Annotated in this window: 18 protein-coding genes; 12 read left to right on the top strand and 6 right to left on the bottom strand. The window is 65.6% G+C overall.

Going from position 1 to position 22,708, the window contains the following annotated elements:
* Positions 1–23: 23 nt before the first annotated feature.
* The 5 genes from BG90_RS18675 to BG90_RS18695 all read left to right on the top strand — a co-directional run bounded on the left by BG90_RS18675 (position 24) and on the right by BG90_RS18695 (position 6,355).
* On the top strand, positions 24–1,466 hold the full coding sequence (locus BG90_RS18675; RefSeq protein WP_045568231.1) for an NAD(P)/FAD-dependent oxidoreductase: 1,443 nt from the start codon (positions 24–26) through the stop codon (positions 1,464–1,466).
* A gap of 83 nt (positions 1,467–1,549) precedes the next feature.
* On the top strand, positions 1,550–2,884 hold the full coding sequence (locus BG90_RS18680; RefSeq protein WP_045568348.1) for a cation:proton antiporter: 1,335 nt from the start codon (positions 1,550–1,552) through the stop codon (positions 2,882–2,884).
* A 6-nt stretch (positions 2,885–2,890) separates the two neighbouring features.
* Positions 2,891–3,883, top strand: a complete 993-nt coding sequence (locus tag BG90_RS18685; protein WP_010117904.1) for a Rieske 2Fe-2S domain-containing protein — start codon at positions 2,891–2,893, stop codon at positions 3,881–3,883.
* The gene (locus tag BG90_RS18690) at positions 3,883–4,920 is read left to right on the top strand and encodes an aromatic ring-hydroxylating oxygenase subunit alpha (protein ID WP_025990124.1); all 1,038 of its coding nucleotides are present in this window, start codon (positions 3,883–3,885) and stop codon (positions 4,918–4,920) included. Before BG90_RS18685 ends, BG90_RS18690 begins: the two co-directional genes overlap by 1 nt.
* A gap of 418 nt (positions 4,921–5,338) precedes the next feature.
* Positions 5,339–6,355 (top strand): methyltransferase, encoded by a 1,017-nt coding sequence (locus BG90_RS18695; protein WP_025990123.1) that lies wholly within the window; start codon positions 5,339–5,341, stop codon positions 6,353–6,355.
* Between the two features lie 269 nt (positions 6,356–6,624).
* On the opposite strand, the gene BG90_RS18700 is transcribed toward BG90_RS18695, so the two are convergent.
* The 3 genes from BG90_RS18700 to pcaF form a co-directional block, all read right to left on the bottom strand.
* Positions 6,625–8,169: a methyl-accepting chemotaxis protein gene (locus tag BG90_RS18700; protein WP_045568349.1), complete on the bottom strand. Its 1,545-nt coding sequence runs from the start codon at positions 8,167–8,169 to the stop codon at positions 6,625–6,627.
* Between the two features lie 317 nt (positions 8,170–8,486).
* Entirely contained in the window at positions 8,487–8,789 is a 303-nt protein-coding gene (locus tag BG90_RS35315; RefSeq protein ID WP_124072378.1) for a hypothetical protein, read from the bottom strand.
* Between the two features lie 36 nt (positions 8,790–8,825).
* Positions 8,826–10,028, bottom strand: coding sequence for a 3-oxoadipyl-CoA thiolase (gene pcaF / locus BG90_RS18705; RefSeq protein WP_045568350.1), 1,203 nt, complete (start codon positions 10,026–10,028; stop codon positions 8,826–8,828).
* A gap of 229 nt (positions 10,029–10,257) precedes the next feature.
* Here pcaF and BG90_RS18710 point away from each other — a divergent pair, with 229 nt between their 5' ends.
* Together BG90_RS18710 and BG90_RS18715 are read left to right on the top strand one after the other, a co-directional pair.
* Positions 10,258–11,043, top strand: coding sequence for an IclR family transcriptional regulator (locus tag BG90_RS18710; protein ID WP_010107642.1), 786 nt, complete (start codon positions 10,258–10,260; stop codon positions 11,041–11,043).
* Between the two features lie 305 nt (positions 11,044–11,348).
* On the top strand, positions 11,349–12,074 hold the full coding sequence (locus tag BG90_RS18715; RefSeq protein ID WP_010117899.1) for a TetR/AcrR family transcriptional regulator: 726 nt from the start codon (positions 11,349–11,351) through the stop codon (positions 12,072–12,074).
* Between the two features lie 244 nt (positions 12,075–12,318).
* Here BG90_RS18715 and BG90_RS18720 read toward each other — a convergent pair whose 3' ends face one another.
* Positions 12,319–13,509: a M20 aminoacylase family protein gene (locus BG90_RS18720; RefSeq protein WP_010117898.1), complete on the bottom strand. Its 1,191-nt coding sequence runs from the start codon at positions 13,507–13,509 to the stop codon at positions 12,319–12,321.
* A 132-nt stretch (positions 13,510–13,641) separates the two neighbouring features.
* On the opposite strand from BG90_RS18720, the gene BG90_RS18725 reads away from it, so the two are divergent.
* Both BG90_RS18725 and BG90_RS18730 read left to right on the top strand, forming a co-directional pair.
* Entirely contained in the window at positions 13,642–14,541 is a 900-nt protein-coding gene (locus BG90_RS18725) for a LysR family transcriptional regulator (protein ID WP_010117897.1), read from the top strand.
* A 234-nt stretch (positions 14,542–14,775) separates the two neighbouring features.
* Positions 14,776–15,558, top strand: coding sequence for an ABC transporter substrate-binding protein (locus tag BG90_RS18730; RefSeq protein WP_010107632.1), 783 nt, complete (start codon positions 14,776–14,778; stop codon positions 15,556–15,558).
* A 216-nt stretch (positions 15,559–15,774) separates the two neighbouring features.
* Here the strand turns inward: BG90_RS18730 and BG90_RS18735 are convergent, their stop codons facing one another.
* Positions 15,775–17,895, bottom strand: a complete 2,121-nt coding sequence (locus tag BG90_RS18735; protein ID WP_082094631.1) for an acyltransferase family protein — start codon at positions 17,893–17,895, stop codon at positions 15,775–15,777.
* 270 nt (positions 17,896–18,165) lie between these two features.
* On the opposite strand from BG90_RS18735, the gene BG90_RS18740 reads away from it, so the two are divergent.
* Positions 18,166–19,281 (top strand): succinylglutamate desuccinylase/aspartoacylase family protein, encoded by a 1,116-nt coding sequence (locus BG90_RS18740; RefSeq protein ID WP_010107630.1) that lies wholly within the window; start codon positions 18,166–18,168, stop codon positions 19,279–19,281.
* Between the two features lie 346 nt (positions 19,282–19,627).
* On the opposite strand, the gene BG90_RS18745 is transcribed toward BG90_RS18740, so the two are convergent.
* The gene (locus BG90_RS18745; protein WP_010107629.1) at positions 19,628–20,437 is read right to left on the bottom strand and encodes a MetQ/NlpA family ABC transporter substrate-binding protein; all 810 of its coding nucleotides are present in this window, start codon (positions 20,435–20,437) and stop codon (positions 19,628–19,630) included.
* A 302-nt stretch (positions 20,438–20,739) separates the two neighbouring features.
* On the opposite strand from BG90_RS18745, the gene BG90_RS18750 reads away from it, so the two are divergent.
* On the top strand, positions 20,740–21,888 hold the full coding sequence (locus BG90_RS18750; RefSeq protein WP_010117894.1) for a porin: 1,149 nt from the start codon (positions 20,740–20,742) through the stop codon (positions 21,886–21,888).
* 207 nt (positions 21,889–22,095) lie between these two features.
* Positions 22,096–22,356, top strand: a complete 261-nt coding sequence (locus BG90_RS18755) for a DUF2866 domain-containing protein (RefSeq protein WP_010107627.1) — start codon at positions 22,096–22,098, stop codon at positions 22,354–22,356.
* Positions 22,357–22,708: the final 352 nt, after the last annotated feature.

Genomic DNA, 22,708 nt, shown 5'->3' on the forward strand with positions numbered 1-22,708 from the left:
CCCCAATACAAGGAGAAGCAAGCATGCGTCTTCCGAATCGCACCAAAGTCCTCGTGATCGGCGGCGGTCCGGCCGGGGCAACCGGCGCGGCGTTTCTCGCCCGAGAAGGCATCGATGTCATGCTGGTCGACAAAGAGGTGTTCCCCCGCTATCACATCGGCGAATCGCTGCTGCCGTCGTGCCTCGAAATCCTCACGCTGATGGGCGCGCGCGACACGTTCGACCGTCACGGCTTCCAACGCAAGCCGGGCGCCTACTTCAACTGGAAAGGCGAGACCTGGAAACTCGATTTCGGCGAGCTCGGCGGCACCTATCACTACAGCTACCAAGTGCGTCGCGAGGAATTCGACCACCTGCTCCTGCAGCATGCGCGAGCGGTCGGTGCGAAGGTGCACGAAGGCGTGAGCGTGCGCGAAATCCGGTTCGACGACGGCCGTCCGTGCGCCGCCTTGTGCGTCGCGCAAGGCTCCGACGAGACGACCGTCGTCGAATTCGACTATCTCGTCGACGCGTCGGGACGCAACGGGCTGATGTCGACCCGATACCTGGACAACCGCAAATTCCACGAGATCTTCCGCAATGTCGCGGCCTGGGGCTACTGGGAAGGTCTCGCATGGCCCGACGATTGCGCGCCGGGCTCGATTCTCGTCAGCTCGATTCCGGACGGCTGGTGGTGGGCGATACCGCTCGCCGATCGTCCGACGAGCGTCGGCGTCGTCATGCACCGCGACGCATTCGTCGCGGCGAAGCGGTCCGGCTCGCTCGAGCAGGTCTACGAGCGGGCGATCGCGCTGAGCCCGGTGATGACGAAGCTGACGCAGCACGCGCGCCTCGTCACGCCGCTCAAGACCGAGCAGGACTATTCGTACACCTGCGATTCCTTCGCGGGCGACGGCTACTTCCTGTCCGGCGACGCCGCGTGCTTTCTCGACCCGCTGCTGTCCACGGGCGTTCACCTCGCGATGTACAGCGGGATGCTCGCCGCCGCATCGCTCGCCAGCATCCTGCGCGACGAAGTGTCCGAGCGGGAGGCCGCCGCGTACTATCGCGACAGCTATCAACAGGCCTACCTGCGCTTTCTCGTGTTCGTGCAGACGTTCTACGAAGCGCACGGCAAGCTCGGCTACTACAGCAAGGCCGACGAGCTGAGCCACTACATGATCGAGGCGGGCGACATCCGGCGCGCGTTCCTGAATCTCGTGTCCGGCCTCGAAGACATCGCCGACGTCGAGCAGGCCACGTCGCACCTGATGGGCGAAATGTCCCGCCGCATCGATCAGAATCTCGCGCTTCGCAAGGACAAGGGCGCGCTCGCCGCGGCGATCGGCAGCTCGGAAATCGAGGACAACGCGCGATTCTTCGATGCGATCGAGGGCCTGCCCTGCCTGTCGCAGAACATGGCGCTCGACGGGCTTTACGTGTCGACCCGGCCGCGGCTCGGCCTGCAGCGGGTCGCCGCGGCATAGCCCGCGAGCGCGGCCGCCGCGCTCGCGTCGAGCGGCCGGCACTCATCGAACGCAAGAAGGCAAGGCCGAGGAAGCGACGAAAGATGGCTGACTGGATACTGCAACTGTGCATCGTGATCGTCATGGCATCCGTGCTCGGCGCGCTCGCGCAGCGGCTGGGGCAAGGCCGCGTCGTCGGCGAGCTGCTCGCCGGGCTGCTGCTCGGCCCGTCCGCGTTCGGTGCGCTCACCATGGGCGGACTCGGTATGCAGCTCGGCCAGGATTCGGCCGCGATTCTCACGCGGCTCGGCGAACTCGGGCTCGTGTTCCTGATGTTCCAGACGGGCATGCACATTACCTGGAAGATTCCGCAAAAGCGCTCGGCCGCGCTCGTCGCGAGCGTCGTCGCGGGATTCGGAATGATGTTGCCGTTCGCGACCGGCTGCGCGATCGCGGTCGCGTCGTCCGGCGCGTTCCAGCCGCAGGCATCGCCTCTCGCCTACGTGCTGTTCTGCGGGATCGCACTCTCCGTTTCGGCGTTGCCGGTCATGATGCGCATCGTCTCGGACGCGCGTATCGCCAGCCGCCCGGCGGCGACGCTGTCGATACTCGCGGCGACCTTGACCGACGCGCTCAGCTGGCTGATTCTCGCTGCCGTCGGCGCGATCGCGACATCGGGCCTGTCGCCGGCGTCGACGGTGCGCGCGGTGTGTCTGCTCATCGTGTTCTTCGTCGTGTCGATCACGCTCGTGCGCAAGATCGTCTTCTGGCTGCTCGATCGTGCGCGCCGGGCCGGCAGCGATTCCGCGACGTTGATCTGCGCGCTGTGCTACGTGCTGCTGTCGTCGTGGGCCGCATCGCGGCTCGGCTTTCACAGCGCGTTCGGCGCGCTCGTCGCGGCCGCCTGCCTGTCGGGCCGGGACGACCTGCGGCAGTTGTGGAACGCGCGCTTCGCGGGACTCGCAGACCTCGTCCTGATTCCGCTGTTCTTCGTCAGCATGGGGCTTCAGGCGTCGTTTTCGGCGCTCGATACGGGCGCGGCGTGGGGCTGGCTCGTCGTCTTCCTGATCGGCGGCGTCGCGGCGAAGTTCGGCGGCTGCTACGCCGGCGCGCGACTATGCGGCATCGATCGCGCGGAGGCGACCTTGATCGGCGTGCTGATGAACTGCCGCGGGACCGTCGAGCTGATGGTGCTCGCGATCGGACTGCAACTGCGGATCATCCCGGCGTCGCTGTATACCGTATTGCTGATCGCGACGCTGACGATGACGTGGTTGAGCGCGATGGCAACCCACCGGCTCGCGAAACGGCGAACTCAGGAGCCATCGCACAGGGCCGCCGACGATTCGCCGGCGGGCATTCGATCGACGCAGACACGCGAAGCGGGCCACGACGCGCGCGTACCTGGATTGCCGGAGGCATCGCGATCGTCGCGATGAACACATATGAATGCGGTCTCTCCACTGCTTTTTAATTCCGCATCACGCTGGATGCCGGTCGCGCTGTCCGAGCAGGTGAGCAGCGAGACGCCACTCGGCGTCGTCTGCATGGAGCAGCCGCTCGTACTGTTTCGTGACGCGTCGGGTGCCGTGCGCGCGATGGAGGATCGTTGCGCGCATCGCCGCGCGCCGCTATCGCTCGGACGCATGACGCCCGACGGCCGGCTGCAGTGTGCCTATCACGGCTGGACCTACGAAGGCGCGACGGGCGCATGCGTGGCGATTCCGAATTTGTCGGCGAACGAGCATGTGCCTTCGCACTTCGCCGCGCGTGCGTACAAGACGCTCGAGCGCGACGGATTCGTATGGGCATGCGCAACCGATGCGCGACAGTCCGTCGGAGCGATCACTCAAGACGTCCGCGATGCGCAACGGTTCTCAAGCTCGGTGACAGTCGCGATCACGCGCGACGAATACGTGGCGGCATTGGCGGATGGGCCGCATCTGACGATGCGCATTGCCGGCTTGCATATCACGGACTACGTGATCGCAGACACGGCACCACGTGACGGCAAAATCTCGATAGAACGCGGCGTCACGTGGGCGACGCGCTTCATCGACCAGCACTTCGGCGTGCGCTATCCATGGACGCTTCGCGTTACATCGTCACAAGACGACGCGCTCGCGTCGGTCGAGCTCGAGACAAGTGACGGCGCGCCGATGCTGTGGGCGTCGATCGCGATCGCGCCGGCAGCCCGCGGCACGACGAACGTACTTTGGCGCGGTGGCGTGGCCGCCGACGCGAGAGGTGTCGGCGCGAAACTGTTTCGCATATGGGCCCGCCTGCACCGCTCACCGTTCGCGATGCTCGCACACGTCGACGGTCGCGCACTGTCGACGCTCGATGCGCTCTACTCGCGGGCTTGGCATTGCACGATCTCGGGACAGCGCGTATCGACGCAGGTGATGTCGACCGATAACCGCACAAGGAGTCAATGATGCTATCCGATGACAACGAGGACGTCGACTTGACGAGCCGTCGCAACGAGGAAGATTGGTTACCTAACCGGACTCGCCTGCGCAACGCGTGGCTTCCGCTCGCTCACACGTTTGAAGTCGGCGAGCGCGCGTCGCGCTGGCATATTCATTCGGAGCCGTGCTATCTATGGCGTGCGGGCGGCCGCATCAATGCGTCTCAATGGCATCCCGACCAGCCGGTTTCAAAGCGTCCTGCATCGCACCCGCGAGACCAGGGCGCAGAATGTTATCCGGTAATCGAACGATACGGTTACGTATGGGTCTGGTACGGCGACCCCGAAGCTGCGAGCGACACCTTCATGCCCGACGTGCCATTCCTGCCGCACGATGGCGGCCTGCCGAAGTATATGCAGGGCAACATCCGAATCGATTGCTGCGCACCGCTACTCATCGAAAATCTGCTCGATTTGACGCACTCGGACTTTCTGCATGCGAACGTGTTTGGTGATCAGCAGTCCGATGAGGATCGAATCGACGTCCGTTATACATCCGAAACGGTGACGATGATCCGCCGCTGCAAGAACAAATCGGTCCTGCCGATCATGCGCTGGTTCGGTGGCGTGCGTGCGAAATATCAAGACCTTCACGCGGTGATCCACGTACACGTGCGCAGCTCAGTCGCGCTGGCCTATGGCCGTCACACACCGGGCAGCGATCTGCCTTTGTTCCATCCATGCGTGCCCGAATCGCGCAACTATTGTCGACTCAACTTTGCGTTGAACGCGACGGCGGCGCCGTGGCCGCTACGCCTGCTATTGCCGTTCGTGCCCTATGTCGTCGGACCTCAGGACAATCGCATGGTCAGATCGCAAAACGGCCGCTATCTGGACCCGGGCGAGCGCCGCGATCTGTTTTCGCGTTTCGACCGTGCCGGATTGCGCTATCGGATTCTGTGGCAGCAACTCGCGAAACGGCAACGCGAAGGGGATTTCACTTACGCGGATGACGCACTTCCGAGCCAGGACGCGTGCGATATTCTCGGGATGCCGAACCGATAGCGCGCATGTACGCCATCGGCAATCGGGCGGATCTGCTTTCCTGGAGTATGTCGGCTATATCGGCCATGAAATCTCGCAGACGACATCATCATTTGCGCATGGTATTGAATTGCTTTTCGACGGAACCGACATGGCGATCATTCGTTTGCAACCGTCTCTTGTCAAGATGAGGTATCCGATGAAAACCATATCGACACGTATGAAGCGAGAGCAGCAAATGCGTTCGGTCTTTCCGTCGTTCTCGCGGTTTCTTCACCTGAAGAAAACATGGTGGCACCAGGTGCGACACTGTTTTCGACACGTTCACTGCATGGTCCCATGAAGTCGTTCAGCAAATCAGTCAATTAATGTCGGCGTTGCCGTGTTCGCTCCACTTCTTCGACAACGCCACGAACTCAACCTCATCCGGTACCACACCATGACTCTCACGTTACCCCGTCGCGACGACATTGCCATATACGACATAACGCTTGGTCTCTTCGTGAGTCCGGCAATGCTGATCGCGCATCGCGCTGGACTTTTTCGCCAGCTTGACGGAAGGCCATCCACGCTCGGGGAGCTCTGCGCGGCTCTTGGGCTTGCACGCCGCCCTGCCGAAGCGCTGGTCAATATCGCAGTGGCGCTGGGTTTTGTCCGGCGCGACGCGGATCGTTACGCTCTGACCACGCTCGGCGAAGATTTGCTGGTCGAGCGCAGCCCGACGTATTTCGGGGCATTTTTTGATCTGATGTACGAAGCCAGCGACACGTTCTCGCTCAAGTCGCTCGAGACTGCAATACGCGACGATGCAGCGCACCCTTACGGCAGTCCCGACGTCTTCCAGTCACACGAGCAACAGGACGAGCTTGCAAAGCGCTTCACGCGTGCGATGGAAAGTGCGAGCGCCGTACATGCGCCCGTGTGGCCAACGAAACTTGATCTCTCGATGCATCGCGTGATGCTCGACATCGGCGGGGGTTCCGGCGTGCACACGAGAGGTGCGCTTTCGGCGTGGCCTGCGCTGCATGGGATACTGTTCGAGCTGCCGAACGTATGCGAATTGAGCCGTCCGTATTTCGAAAAATCGTCGGTGCGGGAACGTGTCGCGCTTCATCCTGGAGATATGTTGCATGATCCGTTTCCTGACGCGGATCTGCATTTCTATTCGAACGTCTTCCATGCCTGGCCTCGGGAAGAGGATGCCCTTCTCGCACGCAAGAGTTTCGAGGCGCTTCCGCCCGGCGGCCGCATCGTGCTACATGAGGTTCTGTATCGCGACGACAAGAGCGGTCCGCTTGCGGCAGCTGCATCCAGCTTGATGATGATTAGCTGGACCGAGGGCGAGCAATATTCGTCCCATGAATTGTCCGCGATATTGACGGATGCGGGATTTTCGTCGATCGAAACCATCCCGAGCTCCGGCTATTACAGCCTTGTCACGGGCGTGAAGCATTGATCTCGTGCGAGGCGATGAACGAGGAACGTACCCGCCGTGTTTGCAAACGAGCCGAGCCCGGCAAGATGTTTCGTGTCAAGCCGGACGATGTAGGGCCGATCGACGCGGGCCGATGAATTCCAACGTCCGCGCGCGTCTTCTCGTCCGGACGGTCCGATGTGCGGACAGGGTTCCTGCCCGCCGTATCCGCTTCGTCCCCGTTGCGTCGCGCGTTCGCCGCGCGACGCAGCCCTGTCGAGCCGGACATGTTCGCACGCGCCCCCACCGCGTCAGCGAAACACCCCCACCGCCTTGACGAGCATCGTCGCCTGCTGTCGCAGGCTCTCCGACGCCGCCGCGCTCTCTTCGACGAGCGCGGCGTTCTGCTGCGTGATGTTGTCGAGATGCACGACCGCTTGATCGACCTGCGAGACGCCCGCGCTCTGCTCGGTCGTCGACGCGCTGATTTCGGCGATCAGATCGGACACGCGCTTCACCTGCGACACGATCTCGCCCATCGTCCTGCCCGCGTAGTCGACGGTCTGCGCGCCGGACTCGACCCGCTCGACGCTCGCGCCGATCAGCGCCTTGATCTCCTTCGCCGCGTTCGCGCTGCGCTGCGCGAGCGCGCGCACCTCGCCCGCGACGACCGCGAAGCCCCGCCCCTGCTCGCCGGCGCGCGCGGCCTCGACGGCCGCGTTCAGCGCGAGGATGTTCGTCTGGAACGCGATTCCGTCGATCACGCCGATGATCTCCGAGATCCGCCGCGAGCTCTCGGTGATCTCGCCCATCGTGCTGACGACCTCGCGCACCGCCTGGCCGCCGCGCTCCGCCGCATGGCTCGCCGATTCCGACAGCCGGTTCGCCTGCGTCGCCGTCTCCGCATTGCTCGACACGGTCGCCGTCATCTGCGCCATCGACGCGGCCGTCTGCTGGACACTCGTCGCCGCCTGCTCGGTGCGCGCGCTCAGGTCGTTGTTGCCCTGCGCGATCTCGTTGATCGCGCGCTGCACGGTCAACACCTGCTCGCTGACGTCGTCGATCAGCCAGCGGAACATCAGCCCGAGCTGATTGATCGTGCGCAGCGTCATGCCGATCTCGTCGACGCGGTTCATGTTGACGCCCTGGCGGCTCGATCCGGTCGCGACGTCGAGCGCCTGCCGGCGCAGCGTGCGCAGCGGCCGCGCGATCTGCGCGTCGAGCCACCAGGCGGCGAGCGCCGCGCCGCCGAGCGTCGCGCCCGCGAGCTGCGCGAGCGGCGCGCCCGTCACGCCGGCCGCCCACGCGGCGCCGACGATCGCCGGCGTCAGCGCGACGATCGGCAAATGGACGCGCGCGCGCACCGACATCGTCTGCAGCAGCGACGCGGCGCGCAGCAGCCCGTTGCGCACGATCACGCCCTTGTGGAACCGCCGGCCACCCGCGCGGCCTTCGCGGAAGTCGCGATAGAGCGCTTCGGCGGCGGCGATCTCGCCGCGCGCGGCCTTCGTGCGCACCGACATGTAGCCTTGCGTCTGCCCGCCGCGGATCACGGGCACCGCGTTCGCGCGCACCCAGTAGTGATCGCCGTTCTTGCGGCGATTCTTGACGAGCGCGGTCCACGGCTCGCCGCGCTTCAACGTCGCCCACATGTCGGCGAACGCCTCGCGCGGCATGTCGGGATGGCGGACGACGTTGTGCGCGTCGCCGACGATCTCGTCGCTCGAAAAGCCGCTGACGTGCACGAACGTCGCATTCGCATACGTGATGCGGCCATGCGGATCGGTCGTCGACATCAAGGTCGCATCGTCGGGAAAATCGAATTCGCGTTGGGTGACAGGTTGGTTGTTACGCATGAGCGCTCCGATTGCTGGATCTGTGTCCTTTAATTGATTTCATCGGCCGGGCAAATTCGATCGAATGGCGTTCGATCGGCCCGCACCTCGTTGTCGGCATCCGTTCGGTCAAACCGGCGCGCCGGGGAAAGCACGAGATGATGAATTTCGCCTTGACACATCTCAAATCGGAGCCTCTCGGACGGGCTTTCTTCATTGCTTTTCGCCGACGTTGCCGGTCCCGCAACACTTGAATGTTTACTCGAACCATGCCGATTCCACTGATCGACATCAAATAATCCGACAAGAATTATTTCAGAGTTTTATCGATCGAATATTCAGGAATTGGAAATAAGATCGATCGACATTCGGAGCTTGATTCGAATGCGGAGATAAGCACATGGCGTGCGCCAATGCAGGCTCGTCAGAATTTCTCCGGCGATGGGAATTGCCTTTTTCAAGCAAGGCGCCATGCGAATAATGAGGAATTCGCCGGGAAACGCGGAAGATATCGTGAGCGGGACGCGCGCGGCGCGATTCTCCCCGGCTGCATGGCGGGCCGCCGCGCATCCGATGCGGCGGCGTTCGCGATGCGCGCCGCCGCGCGCGCAAGAAAAAACGGCCCGTGCGCCTGCGGGCACGGGCCGTATGGATTGCCGCACGATGCGCGGCGCGGATCAGACGCGTTCGATCGCGATCGCGATGCCCTGTCCGACGCCGATGCACATCGTGCACAGCGCATAGCGGCCGTTCGTGCGATGCAACTGATACATCGCGGTCGTCACGAGCCGCGCGCCCGACGCGCCGAGCGGGTGCCCGAGCGCGATCGCGCCGCCGTTCGGGTTCACGCGCGGATCGTCGTCCGCGACGCCCAGCAGGCGCAGCACCGCGAGCCCCTGCGACGCGAACGCCTCGTTCAGCTCGATCACGTCGAACTGGCCGATCGTCATCCCGAGCCGCGCGAGCAGCTTCTGCGTCGCCGGCGCCGGGCCGATCCCCATCACCCGCGGCTCGACGCCCGCCGTCGCGATCCCGAGCACGCGCGCCCGCGGCACCAGCCCGTGACGCTGCGCATCCGCCTCGCTCGCGAGCAGCAGTGCGCACGCGCCGTCGTTCACGCCCGACGCGTTGCCCGCCGTCACCGTGCCGTCCGGCCGCACGACGCCCTTCAGCTTCGCGAGCGCGTCGAGCGACGTCTCGCGCGGATGCTCGTCGCGCGAAACGACGACCGGCTCGCCTTTCCTTTGCGCAATCGTCACCGGCACGATCTCTTGCGCGAGCGTGCCGTCCTGCTGCGCGCGCGCCGCCTTCTGCTGGCTGCGCAGTGCGAACGCGTCCTGGTCGGCGCGGCTCACGCGGTAGTCGGTCGCGACGTTCTCGGCCGTCTCCGGCATCGAATCGACGCCGTATTGCTGTTTCATCAGCGGATTGACGAAGCGCCAGCCGATCGTCGTGTCGAAGATCTCGGCCTGACGCGAAAACGCGCTCGTCGCCTTGCCCGTCACGAACGGCGCGCGGCTCATGCTCTCGATGCCGCCCGCGATCATGAGGCCGGCCTCGCCCGCCTTGATCGCGCGCGCGGCGACGCCGATCGCATCCATCCCGGAGCCGCAGAGGCGGTTGATCGTCGCGCCGGGCAGGCCGAGCGGCAGGCCGGCGAGCAGCAGCGACATCCGCGCGACGTTGCGGTTGTCTTCGCCCGCCTGGTTCGCGCAGCCATAGATCACGTCGTCGACGGCGGCCCAGTCGACGTCGCGGTTGCGCTCGACGAGCGCCTTGAGCGGCACCGCGCCGAGGTCGTCGGCCCGTACCGGGGCCAGGGCGCCGCCATAGCGGCCGATGGGCGTGCGGATTGCGTCGCACAGGAAAGCTTCGGTCATCGTCGTCTCCGGTCAATCTGATCCCGCGAGCCGACACGACGGAAACCGCCGTCGCCGCTCGCCTCGAAATTTGTTCGATATAAGAACTTAAGATCGTTAATCGAACGTTTCCGTGCGATCATAGGGAGCGCACCGGCTCCCGTCAAGCGCCGGGCCCATGCGGGACGCGGGTTGGCGCAACCCGACCCCATGCGCTAATCTTCTCCGCTGCACATTATTCCAAGCGGCCATGAGCACAGAACTTCAGGCAAAACCCGGCGACTCCTACGTTCAGTCGTTCGCGCGGGGTCTCGCAGTCATTCGCGCATTCGACGCGGAACATCCCGAGCAGACGCTCACCGAGGTCGCGGCCGCGACCGGCCTGACCCGTGCGGGTGCGCGGCGCATCCTGCTGACGCTGCAGACGCTCGGCTACGTCGAAGCCGACGGCCGCCTGTTCCGCCTCACGCCGAAGATCCTCGACCTCGGATTCGCGTATCTGACGTCGATGCCGTTCTGGAATCTCGCGGAACCGGTGATGGAGCAGCTTTCCGCGCGCATCCACGAAAGCTGCTCGGCGGCCGTGCTCGACCGCACCGAGATCGTCTACGTGCTGCGCGTGCCGACGCACAAGATCATGACGATCAATCTGTCGATCGGCAGCCGGCTGCCCGCGTACTGCACGTCGATGGGCCGCGTGCTGCTGGCGTCGCTCGACGACGCCGCGCTCGACGACACGCTCGCGCAGAGCACGCTGCGCGCGTATACGCCTCGCACGCTCACCGATCCTGCCGCGTTGAAGGACGCGATCGCGCAGGTGCGCGGCCAGGGCTGGGCGATCGTCGACCAGGAGCTGGAAGCCGGGTTGATTTCGCTGTCGGCGCCGATTCGCAACCGGCGCGGGCACGTGATCGCCGCGATGAACATCAGCGGCAACGCGCAGCGGCACTCCGCGAAACAGATGGTGAAGACGTTCCTCGATCCGCTGCTGGAAGCCGCACAGACCGTGTCGCAACTCGTCGCGCGACGCGGATGACATGGCGCGCTTGGGGGCCGCCCCAGCCCCCAAGCGCGCGCTCTCCGACGTCATCTTCGGCCAGAACGGCACGGCGGCGCCTGCACGGCCCTATCTTTGTTTTGCTTTATCAAGCAGCGCCGCTCGCCAATCGAATCCTGTCCGAATGGTCAGGTTATAGCGCATTAGCGCCGTGAATTCAATGGATTAAAAAAACATGTCGCTTTTGCGCGGCGGAACGGCCGACAGCGGTCCACGATGGGTCGGCCGGCCGCCGCGGCGTCTACAATGACCGCCTCCGGTTGCCGCCATCCACCGAGCACGCCATGCAACACGACGATCCGACGACGCCCACGCCGCCCCCCGACGCGCCCGCGCCGCGCGCCCGGACGAGGGCGGCGCGCACGCCAAGCCGCGCGCGCAAGGCGCACATCCGCGAGCTGAACGAAGCGCATCTGCTCGCGTGCGCGGAGGCCGTGTTCGCCGAGCGCGGCTTCGAGGGCGCGAGCACCGCGCTGATCGCCGAGCGCGCCGGGCTGCCGAAGGCGAACCTGCACTATTACTTCCCGACGAAGCTCGCGCTGTACCGGCGCGTGCTCGACGACCTGCTCGAGGACTGGCACAGCGCCGCGGACAGCTTCGACGTCGGCGACGATCCGGTTGCCGCGCTCGGCGGATACGTGCGCGCGAAGATGGCGCTGTCGCGCAAGCGGCCGCTCGGCTCGAAGGTGTGGGCGAACGAGATCATCAGCGGCGCGAAGCATATGCAGGATCTGATGCTCGAGCGCGTGAAGCCGTGGTTGGATACGCGGATCGCGCTGATCGAGCGCTGGATCGCGCGCGGGCTCGTCGAGCCGGTCGAGCCGAAGACGCTGCTCTACATGATCTGGGCGACGACCCAGCATTACGCGGACTTCGACGCGCAGATCGTCGCGCTGTCCGGCAAGCGTGCGCTGTCGGCGAAGGCGTTCGACGAGACGACGGAAGAAGTCGTGCGGCTGATTTTGCGCGCTTGCGGCGCGCGTTCGCCGGGGGCGCAGGGGCGGGCGTAGGCGGCGGGCGGGGCGGATGGCGCGGAATTTTGCGCCTGTCGCCTGTCGCTTGGCAGCTTCCCGTTTCGCTATCCGAACTGCTTGCCGCTCCGCGCCCGACGCCCCGCGCCCCGCGCCCCGCGCCAACGCTACCGCCTGCGCTTGCCCGGCGCCAGGCGGACAACGTCGGTATGCGACAGAACGAGGCTCGCGCGCCGCCGCCCCGCCGCTAACCGCGGCGCCCATCGCAGCGCCAGCCCCCCGCCTACCGGCCGAGATACCGCTCGACGAGCCGTGCCCAGAACGCCGCGCCGATCGCCAGATTGCGGTCGTTGAAGTCGTAATCGGGGTTGTGCAGCATGCAGCCGTCGTCCGCGCCCGCGCCGTTGCCGAGCCGCACGAACGCGCCCGGCCGCCGTTGCAGCATGAACGCGAAGTCCTCGCTGCCCATCAGGATGTCGGCCTGCTCGACGACGTTCCGCTCGCCGACCAGTTCCTTCGCGACCTGCGCGGCGAAATCGGTTTCGGCGTCCGAATTGACGACGACCGGATAGCCTTCGATGTATTCGACGCTCGCCTTCGCGCCGTAGCTCGCCGCCTGCGATTCGACGAGCTCCGCGATGCGGCGCTTGAGCAGCGCGCGCACCGCCGGATCGAACGAGCGCACGGAGAGCTCGAGCCGCGCGCGGTTCGGAATGATGTTGTTCGCTGTGCCCGCGTGCAGCGAACCGACCGTGACGACGGCGGGCTGCGCGGGATCGACGTTGCGCGCGACGATCGTCTGCAGCGCCATCACGATGCTCGCCGCGACGACGATCGGATCGACCGCGAGATGCGGCCGCGCCGCGTGGCCGCCGACGCCGTGGATCTCGATCGCCGCCTTGTCGCCCGCCGACATGAACGGCCCGCGCCGCATCAGGAACACGCCCGGCTCGACGCCCGGATGATTGTGCATCCCGAACACGGCGTCGCACGGGAAGCGCTCGAAGAGACCGTCGTCGATCATCTTCTTCGCGCCGCTGTCGACGCCGTGCTCCTCCGCCGGCTGGAAATACAGATGGACGGTGCCGGAGAAATTGCGCGTCCGCGCGAGCCGCCACGCGGCGCCGAGCAGCATCGTCGTGTGGCCGTCGTGGCCGCACGCGTGCATCTTGCCGGGCACGGCGCTCGCGTACGGCAGCCCGGTCGCCTCGACGATCGGCAGCGCGTCCATGTCCGCGCGCACGCCGACGCTGCGCGCGCCGTCGCCCGCGTGCAGCGTGCCGACGACGCCCGTCTCGCCGACGCCGCGCGTCACCTGCCAGCCCCATGCGTCGAGCTTGTCGGCCACGAGCGCGGCCGTCTCGATCTCTTCGTACGCGAGCTCCGGATGGCGGTGGATGCGATGGCGGATCTCGCGCAGCTCGTCGGCGAGAGGGGCGAGGTCGTCGACCTCGGTGAGGCGTGCGTCGTTCATCGAAGGCTCCGTGACGGCGGCGTCCGTGCAATCGGACGCGCAGAAGCGGGCCACTATAGCGACGCCACAACGATTCAATAAGATGCTGTTTTTTTCACCGCGATAAACTGCGTTTATCACCCTTTCGCCACCATGAAGCTCCAGCAACTGCAGGCGTTCGTCTCCGCCGCCCATCACAAGAGCCTGCGCGCCGCCGCGCGCGAGCTCGGCGTCACGCAGCCCGCGATCACGCACACGATCCGCGAGCTCGAGAGCGCGCTCAACGCGGAACTGCTCGTGCGCAGCGTGCGCGGCGTCGAGCTGACCGCGTGCGGCCACGCGCTCTTGCCGCGCGCCGAGCAGTTGCTCGGCGACATGCGCCGCACCGTCGAGGCGGTCGAGCAGGTCAGGGGCGAGATGTCCGGGCGCATCGCGGTCGGCACGATGCCGTCGATCGCGCTGACGGCGCTGCCGCGCGCGGTGATGAAGTTCCGCGCGACGATGCCGCGCGTGAGCCTGTCGCTCGAGGAAGTGACGGTGCCCGACGCACTCGCGCGGCTGCGCAACGGCGAGCTCGACATCGCGGCGATCCACCACATCCCCGCGCTCGAGCGCGACTTCGCGCAATTGCCGCTGTGCTCGACGGAATTCGTCGTCGCGATGCGCGAAGGCCATCCGCTCGCCGGCGCGCGGCGGCTGTCCGAACTGCTCGACGCCGAATGGATCGTCACGGTCGGCGCCGATCATTTCCCACACAGCGTGATGATGTCGATGTTCAACGCGCATGGGCTGCCGCTGCCGCAGCGGCTGCTGCGCGCGCCGTCGTCGTTCGCGGTGACGCTCGGCCTCGTCGCGCGCTCGGACGTGATCGGCTGCTTCACAAAGCCGCTCGCGGCGATGGTCGCGCCGCTCGGCATCCGCGCGGCGCGGCTCGACGACACGCTGCCGAGCTACGACCTGTCGATCCTGTCGCGCCGCGACTTGCTGCCGACGCCCGCCGTCACGCAATTCATCGCCTGTCTCCGGCACGCTGCCGACGAAACGCTGACATAGATCATTCCCGCACGAGCAACGCCGCGCCGCGCCGCACAAGCCGCCTCGGCGCGCGCCGAACCGCTATCGGGGCTTCCACTAGGCAGCCTCGCGCTATTTTGTCTTGGTAATCTTGGCGCACCGTTCGTCCTGCACCGGACGAGGGCACCAGTCAGCCCGGCCGGCAGCCGCGCCGGGCCGAAGCGCACTTGCGGCACAACCGCGCGCAATCATCGAACTACACGAGGAATAACAGTGAAAAAATTCTTGGCGGCTTTGACCGTGGCCCTGCTGGCAGTGTCGGCAGGCGGCGCCTATGCGAAGGATTGGTCGACGATCCGTTTCGGCGTCGATGCGAGCTATCCGCCTTTCGAATCGAAAGGCCCGGACGGCAAGGTGGTCGGCTTCGACGTCGATCTCGGCAACGAGATCTGCAAGCGTGTGAAAGCAAAGTGCGTGTGGATCGAGAACGACTTCGACGGCATGATTCCCGCGCTGAAGGCGCGCAAGTTCGACGGCGTGCTGTCGTCGATGTCGATGACGCCGCAGCGCGAAGAGCAGATCGCGTTCTCGTCGAAGCTGTTCAACACGCCGACGCGCCTCGTCACGAAGAAGGGCGCGAATCTGATGCCGACGGCCGACTCGCTGAAGGGCAAGACGGTCGGCGTCGAGCAGGGCACGATCCAGGAAACGTATGCGAAGACCTACTGGGCGCCGAAGGGCGTGAAGGTCCAGCCGTACCAGAACCAGGACCAGGTCTACGCCGACTTGCTCGCCGGCCGCCTCGACGCCGCGCTGCAAGACGCGGTGCAGGCCGACATCGGCTTCCTGAAGACGCCGCGCGGCAAGGATTTCGCGTTCGCCGGCTCGGATCTCGACGATCCGAAGACGCTCGGCGAAGGCGCGGGCATCGGCCTGCGCAAGGAAGACACCGATCTGAAGGCGAAGATCGACAAGGCGATCGCCGACATGCGCAAGGACGGCACGTACGACAAGATCGCGAAGAAGTACTTCGACTTCGACGTGTACGGCAAGTAAGCCGGCCTGCGGACGGCGCGACCGCCCCAGGACGCGCCGCCCCGCGCGACGAAAAACGGGCTTCGCTCTTCAGCGAAGCCCGTTTTTTTCGCCCGACATCGGCGCGCGCAACCGGACGACAGGCTCACGCGGCGCACGCCGAACATGCATGCGCGCCCGCTTCCTCCGTTCGGCTGTCGCCTTCGCCGGTTGCCGCCCGGCGCCGGCAAAACGGCGCTACGCGACGCCGATCAACTTGCGTACGAACGCCTCGAAGCCGGGCAGGACCCGCGAATTTCCATAACCGCTGATGTGGTCGCCGTCGAAAAACAACGGCCTCTCGCCGTCGTACGCCGAGCACGTTTTCTCCGGACACAGGAGCGGCAGCGGATCCCACGTATGAACGTCCGGCACCTGGGCCGCGATCCGCGCATACGATTCCAGAACCGGCGCCCTCAGTTCGTCGATCTCGCGCCGGCTGACCAGCGGGCCGCGTTCGCAAATCGCGTTGTGTCGATTGAACCAGTCCGAGCAGCGATACGGGACCATTCTGAATATCGGTGTCGGCGCTTCCAGCACGATCCTGGCCCCTCTCCGCTCGATGTCCTGCAACACCGGAACGGCATCGGCGACGGCCCGGTTTCGCTGTTCGACCGCTTCGCCGCCGAACAGCAACCGCCGCGCGGCCTCGTCGCCCACGAACGCCCACTGGGTGATCATGCGCGGCAGGCGCAGAGACGGAAGGAAAACGACGTCTCCCGGCTCGAGCTTCGACAGCATGTCCGTCAGCGCCGCGTCGCCGTATCGACGGCATCCGGGGTCGCCGCCCTCGCGCCACGGCTGAAGGCTGACGAACGGACACCCCGCATTGTTATAGGAATAGACCGTGATGCCCGTCCGAACGACGAATTGCTTGAACATGCCGGCATAGGCCATCGCGTGCGAATCGCCGATCACGAAGACACGATGCCGGCTTGCCGGCGGCAGATCGCAATGCTTGCGCGAATAGATCCACAACCGCCCCCCGTGGACATCCCGATTTTCGACGTCCGCAAGACAGCCCGGATAGGCGGGGTTCGTGTCGGCGCCGTACGGATACCAATCCAGCCGGTTTCGCGCGACCGTGCTGAGCGACAGCGTCGGTTGGGCGACGGCCAGCATCGACGAGAGCCCGGCGCCGCCCGCCATCAAGCCCAACCCGCATGCGACCACGACGAAGCGAGGCACCCGGCGCGCCGACGAGCCGCGACGAAACGGCGTCTCGACAAAACGGTGTGACGCGGCCGAAAGCGCGAACGCGAGCGCCAGCGCGCAGGCTCGGCTGCTCGCCGAGTCGAGCCCGACCGTCCAGCGAAACACGACGAAGATCGGCCAATGCCACAAATAGAGCGAATAGGAAATCCTGCCCACGAATCGAAAAGCCCGGCTCTCCAGAATCGTGGAAATCAACCCCGCATGCCCGCGCCCGTACAGGAAGCCGAGCAGCCCCAGCGTGCCGGCGACAGGAACGATCGCGCCGGGGAAAGGATAGAGATCCGGCTTCGACATGACGAAACCGGCCAGCACCGCCGACGCGCACGCCCATGCGCCCGCCTTGATTCCGACGGCGGCGGAAGACCGCGCCGGCTCGGCCGCCGAAAATCCGGACAGCGCGACGCACTGATAGAGCAGCACACCCGCGGCAAGCTCCCAGAATCGACCGACGATGAAATAGAACGCCTGCGTGTGCTTCGCCGGCCCCACCCACCCATCCCACGACAACGACGCGCACAGCCCGACGGCAATCAGCGCCGTCGACAGATATTTCCGGTTCTTGCGAGCGAGCCACGCCCAGAACAGAAACGGAAAGATCAAATAGAACTGTTCCTCGACGCCGAGCGACCACGTGTGCGTGTACGGATTGAACTCCGCCTTCGGAGAAAAATAATCGCTGCCCGTGGCGCCGAGGATGACATTGCTCAAGCCAAAAAACGCGAGCAGTCCGGTTTTCTGATTTCTGTCGCTCAGGTAGGACGCCGGAATGAAGAGCGTCGAGATCAAGCCGGTCACGAGCAGGGCCACGACCAGCGCCGGCAGAATCCGCCGCATGCGCCGAGCATAGAAAAACAAAAGAAATTGCCCGAACGATATCGGCCCGAGGTTCGCGACGGACGAACTCACGACGAAGCCGGAAATCACGAAAAAAATGTCGACGCCGGAAAAACCGCCCGGAAGCCAGCGCGCATCCATGTGATACAGCATGACGGACAGCACCGCCCACGCCCGCAGGCCGTCGATGTACGGGAGGTATGCGGTTTTCTCGCGTGCCCTAGGCTCGCCGGTCCGGCTGCCCGTCAACCGCATCTCGCTCACTGTCATAGGATCGATCCTTGGCCGAGCCTTCGCCGCCCGCATTCGCACGATAAAAAAATCGACGCCCCGCCCGCGCTGCGGCAGACAGTGTATCGATTAAAAAATCGTCATGATTTTGATTCGGCGACGACGCTGCGTTCGACGCAAGTCATTGATCGGACAGAAAAACGGCGAACCTCCGGCACAGGTTTGGTGCGTCGATGACGATCCACGTACAATCGTTGTCTCACCGACATCGACAGAAGGCGCGCGGCGGTTGCGCCGCTCATTCCCATCATGCAAACGCAGACCCATCCGCTGATCTCGCCGGCCGTCGGCACGGCGCGCCACATCACGAGCTTCCACTACGGCCCGCGCAGCGGGAAGAAAATCTACATCCAGGCATCGCTGCATGCGGACGAGCTGCCCGGCATGCTGGTCGCGACGCTGCTGCGCCGCAAGCTCGCGGCGCTCGAGACGGCGGGCAAGCTGCGCGACGAGATCGTCGTCGTGCCGGTCGCGAATCCGATCGGCCTCTCGCAGCACGTGTTCGGCGATCATCTCGGCCGCTTCGAGCTCGGGTCGATGCAGAACTTCAACCGAAACTTCCACGACCTCGCCGCGCTCGTGATCCCGCGCATCGAAGGCCGCCTCACGAAAGACGCGGCCGCGAACCTCGCCATCGTCCGCGACGCGATGCGCGAGGCGCTCGGCGAGCAGAAGCCGCGCACCGAGCTCGAATCGCAGCGGCTCGCGCTGCAGCGGCTGTCGTTCGACGCCGACATCGTGCTCGACCTGCACTGCGACTGCGACGCGGTGATGCACGTCTACACGAATCCGGATCTGTGGGGCGACGTCGAGCCGCTCGCGCGCTACCTGGGCGCGAAGGCGTCGCTGCTCGCGCTGAACTCGGTCGGCAACCCGTTCGACGAGATTCACAGCTTCTGCTGGTCCGAGCTGCGCAACCGCTTCGGCGAACGCCATCCGATCCCGAACGGCTCGATTTCGGTGACGGTCGAGCTGCGCAGCGAGCGCGACGTGTCGTACGAATTCGCCGAGCACGACGCGCAGGCGCTGATCGAATACCTGACGCTGCGCGGCGCGATCGAAGGCACGCCCGCGCCGCAGCCGCCGCTCGAATTCGCGGCGACGCCGCTCGCGGGCACCGATCCGCTCGTCGCGCCGGTATCGGGCGTGATCGTGTTCCGGACGCCCGTCGGCGTGTGGATCGAGGCGGGCGACGAAGTGGCCGACATCGTCGATCCGCTGACCGACCGCGTCGTCACGTTGAAGAGCAGCGTGTCCGGCGTGCTGTACGCGCGCCAGATCGCGCGCTTCGCGACGGCCGGAATGGAAGTCGCGCGGATCGCCGGCGAGAAGCCGATCCGCACCGGGTCGCTGCTGACGGCCTGAGCGGGCGCGCCCGACGCGGCGGGCCGCGGCGATTTTTCGTCGCGGCCCGCGCCGCCGCCCTCGGCCGCGCGATATCGTCCGCCGCCGCGGAGCGAGGCAGAGGCTGCGCGACCGCGCCGCGACCGGCAAACCCAAGTGCGCCGGAATGGACGGCGTCGAGCCTGTCCGCCGTGTCTTCGACGCGCGCCCCGCGCACCGGCCCGCCGCCGCCGTACGGCCGGACCGTCCCGAAAAGACGCTCGCCCGCTCGAGGCGGGCGAGTCGCTGTCCCGACTCGCATGTGCATCGCGCTCGGCGATGCGTCCGGGCGCACGCGCAGCGCGCCCGCCCACCCCTGTCGGCTTCGTCAGAACGCCGGAATGATCGCGCCGTTGAATTTCGTTTCGATGAACTTGCGCACATCGTCCGATTCATACGCGGCGACGAGCTTCCTCACCCACGGCTTGTCCTTGTCCTGCGCGCGCACCGCGATCAGGTTCGCGTACGGGCCCTTCAGATCCTCGATCGCGATCGCGTCCTTCACCGGCGACAGCCCCGCCTTCACCGCGTAGTCGGTGTTGATCGACCCCGCGTCGAGGTCCGGCAGCGCGCGCGGCAACTGCGCGGCGTCGAGCTCGACGAGCTTGATCCTCTTCGGATTCTCGGCGACGTCGAGCGGCGTCGCGTTCACGCCGTTCGTGCCGGCGCCCGGCTTCAGCTTGACGACTCCGTACTTCTGCAGCAGCAGGAGCGCGCGATTGCCGTTCGACGGATCGTTCTGAATCCCGACTTTCGCGCCGACGGGCAGATCCTTCAGCGACTTGAGCTTCTTCGAATAGAAGCCCATCGGCGACGTATACGTGAGCCCGACGTTCACGATCCTGTAGCCGCGCTGCTTGATCTGGCTGTCGAGGAACGGCTGGTGCTGGAAGCCGTTCGCGTCGAGGTCGCCCGCGTCGAGCGCCGCGTTCGGCTGCACGTAGTCGTTGAATTCGATCACCTTGATCGCGAGCCCGTCGCGCGCGGCGACCTTCGTCACCTCGGCCCAGATCTGCGCGTCCGGGCCGCTCATCGTGCCGATCTTCAGCGCCGGGCCGCCCGCGTGCGCGAGCGTCGCCGCGATCGCGAACGCCGCGCCGCCGGCCGCCCGGCGAAAGATCGAAGCAAATCGTTGCATGGCTTGTCCTCGCATCCCGCTTTTATGAAAGCGCGAATCGTCGCATGTGGCGGCAAACGGACAAACCAAGCAATTTTCATACATATATTCCTGCGCCCGGTCAATCATCCGGCGGAATCGGTATAACGCGACGAATGCAAGCAGCCATCATCACGTGTGGCGTGGGCGCTACAGATGTGAACATGACAGCAATTGTCATATTCATTAAGCGCCCCGTCGATACAGTGCGCTTCCGTTCCCCTTCCAAACGCCTTAAAGAGCGCAGCGGAACTGCAAACATTCTTACTGCTCGGAGATTTGCCTTGAACAAGAAACTGTTGACCACCGCTATCCTCGCCGCAACCGCGAGCGCTGCTCATGCACAAAGCAGCGTCACGTTGTACGGCCTCATCGACGCCGGCGTCAGCTATGTGAACCATAGCAAGAGCGCCAGCGGCAGCAGCAAGCTCTTCAAGTACGACGACGGCGTGGCCCAGGGCAGCCGTTGGGGCCTGCGCGGCGCCGAAGACCTCGGCGGCGGCCTGAAGGCGATCTTCGTGCTCGAAAACGGCTTCAACAGCGGCAACGGCACGATCGGCCAGGGCGGCGCGATCTTCGGCCGCCAGGCTTATGTCGGCCTGTCGCACAAGGACGCCGGCACGCTGACGTTCGGCCGTCAATACTCGTTCTCGACCGACATCCTCGGCTCGAACTACTCGACGGGCGGCAACACGGTCGCGGGCAACTACGCGTACCACGTGAACGACATCGACCAGCTCACGTCGAGCCGCATCAACAACGCGGTGAAGTTCCAGAGCGCGAACTACTCGGGCTTCACGTTCGGCGCGTTGTACGGCTTCTCGAACTCGACGTCGTTCGCGGGCGCACCGGCGACGACGACGGGCACGACGACGACGCCCGGCTCGTCGCGCGCGTACAGCTTCGGCCTGAACTACGCGAACGGCCCGATCGGCCTCGGCGCCGCGTACACCGACATCCGCTATCCGGGCCAGTCGACGCCGGCGTTCTCGACCAACATCGCGAACCTGACGATCAACAACGTCCGCGACCTGCGCAGCTTCGGCGTCGGCGGCCGCTACATCTGGGGCCCGGCGACCCTCTGGGCGCTGTGGACGAACACGCGCCTCGAGCCGGTCACGGGCGGCAGCACGACGTACAACGCGTACGAAGCGGGCGGCAAGTACGCGTTCACGACGGCGCTGTCGGCGGGCGTCGGCTACACGTACTCGCGCGTGTCGGGTGCGAGCTCGGGCCACTGGAACCAGGTGAACGGCGCGCTCGACTACGCGCTCAGCAAGCGCACCGACGTGTACCTGCTCGCGATCTATCAGGAAGCGTCGGGCAACAACCTGCAGGCGCAGATCGGTTCGAGCACGAGCTACTTCAACACGTCGGGCACGGGTTCGAAGAACCAGTTCGCCGCGCGCGTCGGTATCCGCCACAAGTTCTGAGCATTCGCTCGACAACTCGCGGCACACTACGGCAAAAGCGCCCCGCCTCGTGCGGGGCGCTTTTTTTGCTGCTTTTAAGTTTCGCTTAATTCTGGGTTGAGAGGATGCTCACACCCCCCCTGTTGGCCGCCTGAGCATCGGCGGCATTTTTTTATCCCGATTGCGGCGGCGCAGACCGTCCAACGCAAGACAGGATCGGAGGAAACGATGGTCGAAGATACCGTTTTCAGCGGCCTGCGCACGTTACTTACGCACGAACACGCGTTCCCGGTGCAAAGCTGCCGCGTGTCGATCGCGATGCAGCGCCCGTGGGGGCGCCCGTACCGGCTCGTCGAATGGACGATGCATCTCGACGCGCCGGCGCGCCGTCGGATCGTGCCGGCCGAGAGCACCGAGGCGGAAATCGCCGAGGCGGTCGCGTCGCACGTGCCCGGGCGCCTGTACGAAGGCGGCGCCGCGCTGTTCTGACGCGCGTTCCGGCGCGATTCGCCGCCACGCCCGGCGACGCTCGCGCACGCGCGGCGCGGCGCGGCGATGCATTCCCGCGCCGGATGGGCCGCTTCCGATCGTTCCTGCCGTTTTTGTCCGTTTTTGTCCGTTTTCTCCGTTCTCTTTCACCGATTGGCCGGAGTCGCCGGCCGCGCTCGCAAGCCGCGTTCCGCGGCCGCCTTCGCGGGCCATCCCGCCCCCGATCGTCCGGTCCGGCCGCCGTAACCGGCAGTCCTTACCGATTTTTCCCTGCCGTTCACCGGTGTCGGTCTTCCCCGATTTCGACGCCGTGCGTCATCGGACCTCGTTGACGCTCCGGTCAAATCTGCTA

Origin of the sequence: Burkholderia oklahomensis C6786, from assembly GCF_000959365.1 — a bacterium.
GTDB lineage: Bacteria > Pseudomonadota > Gammaproteobacteria > Burkholderiales > Burkholderiaceae > Burkholderia > Burkholderia oklahomensis.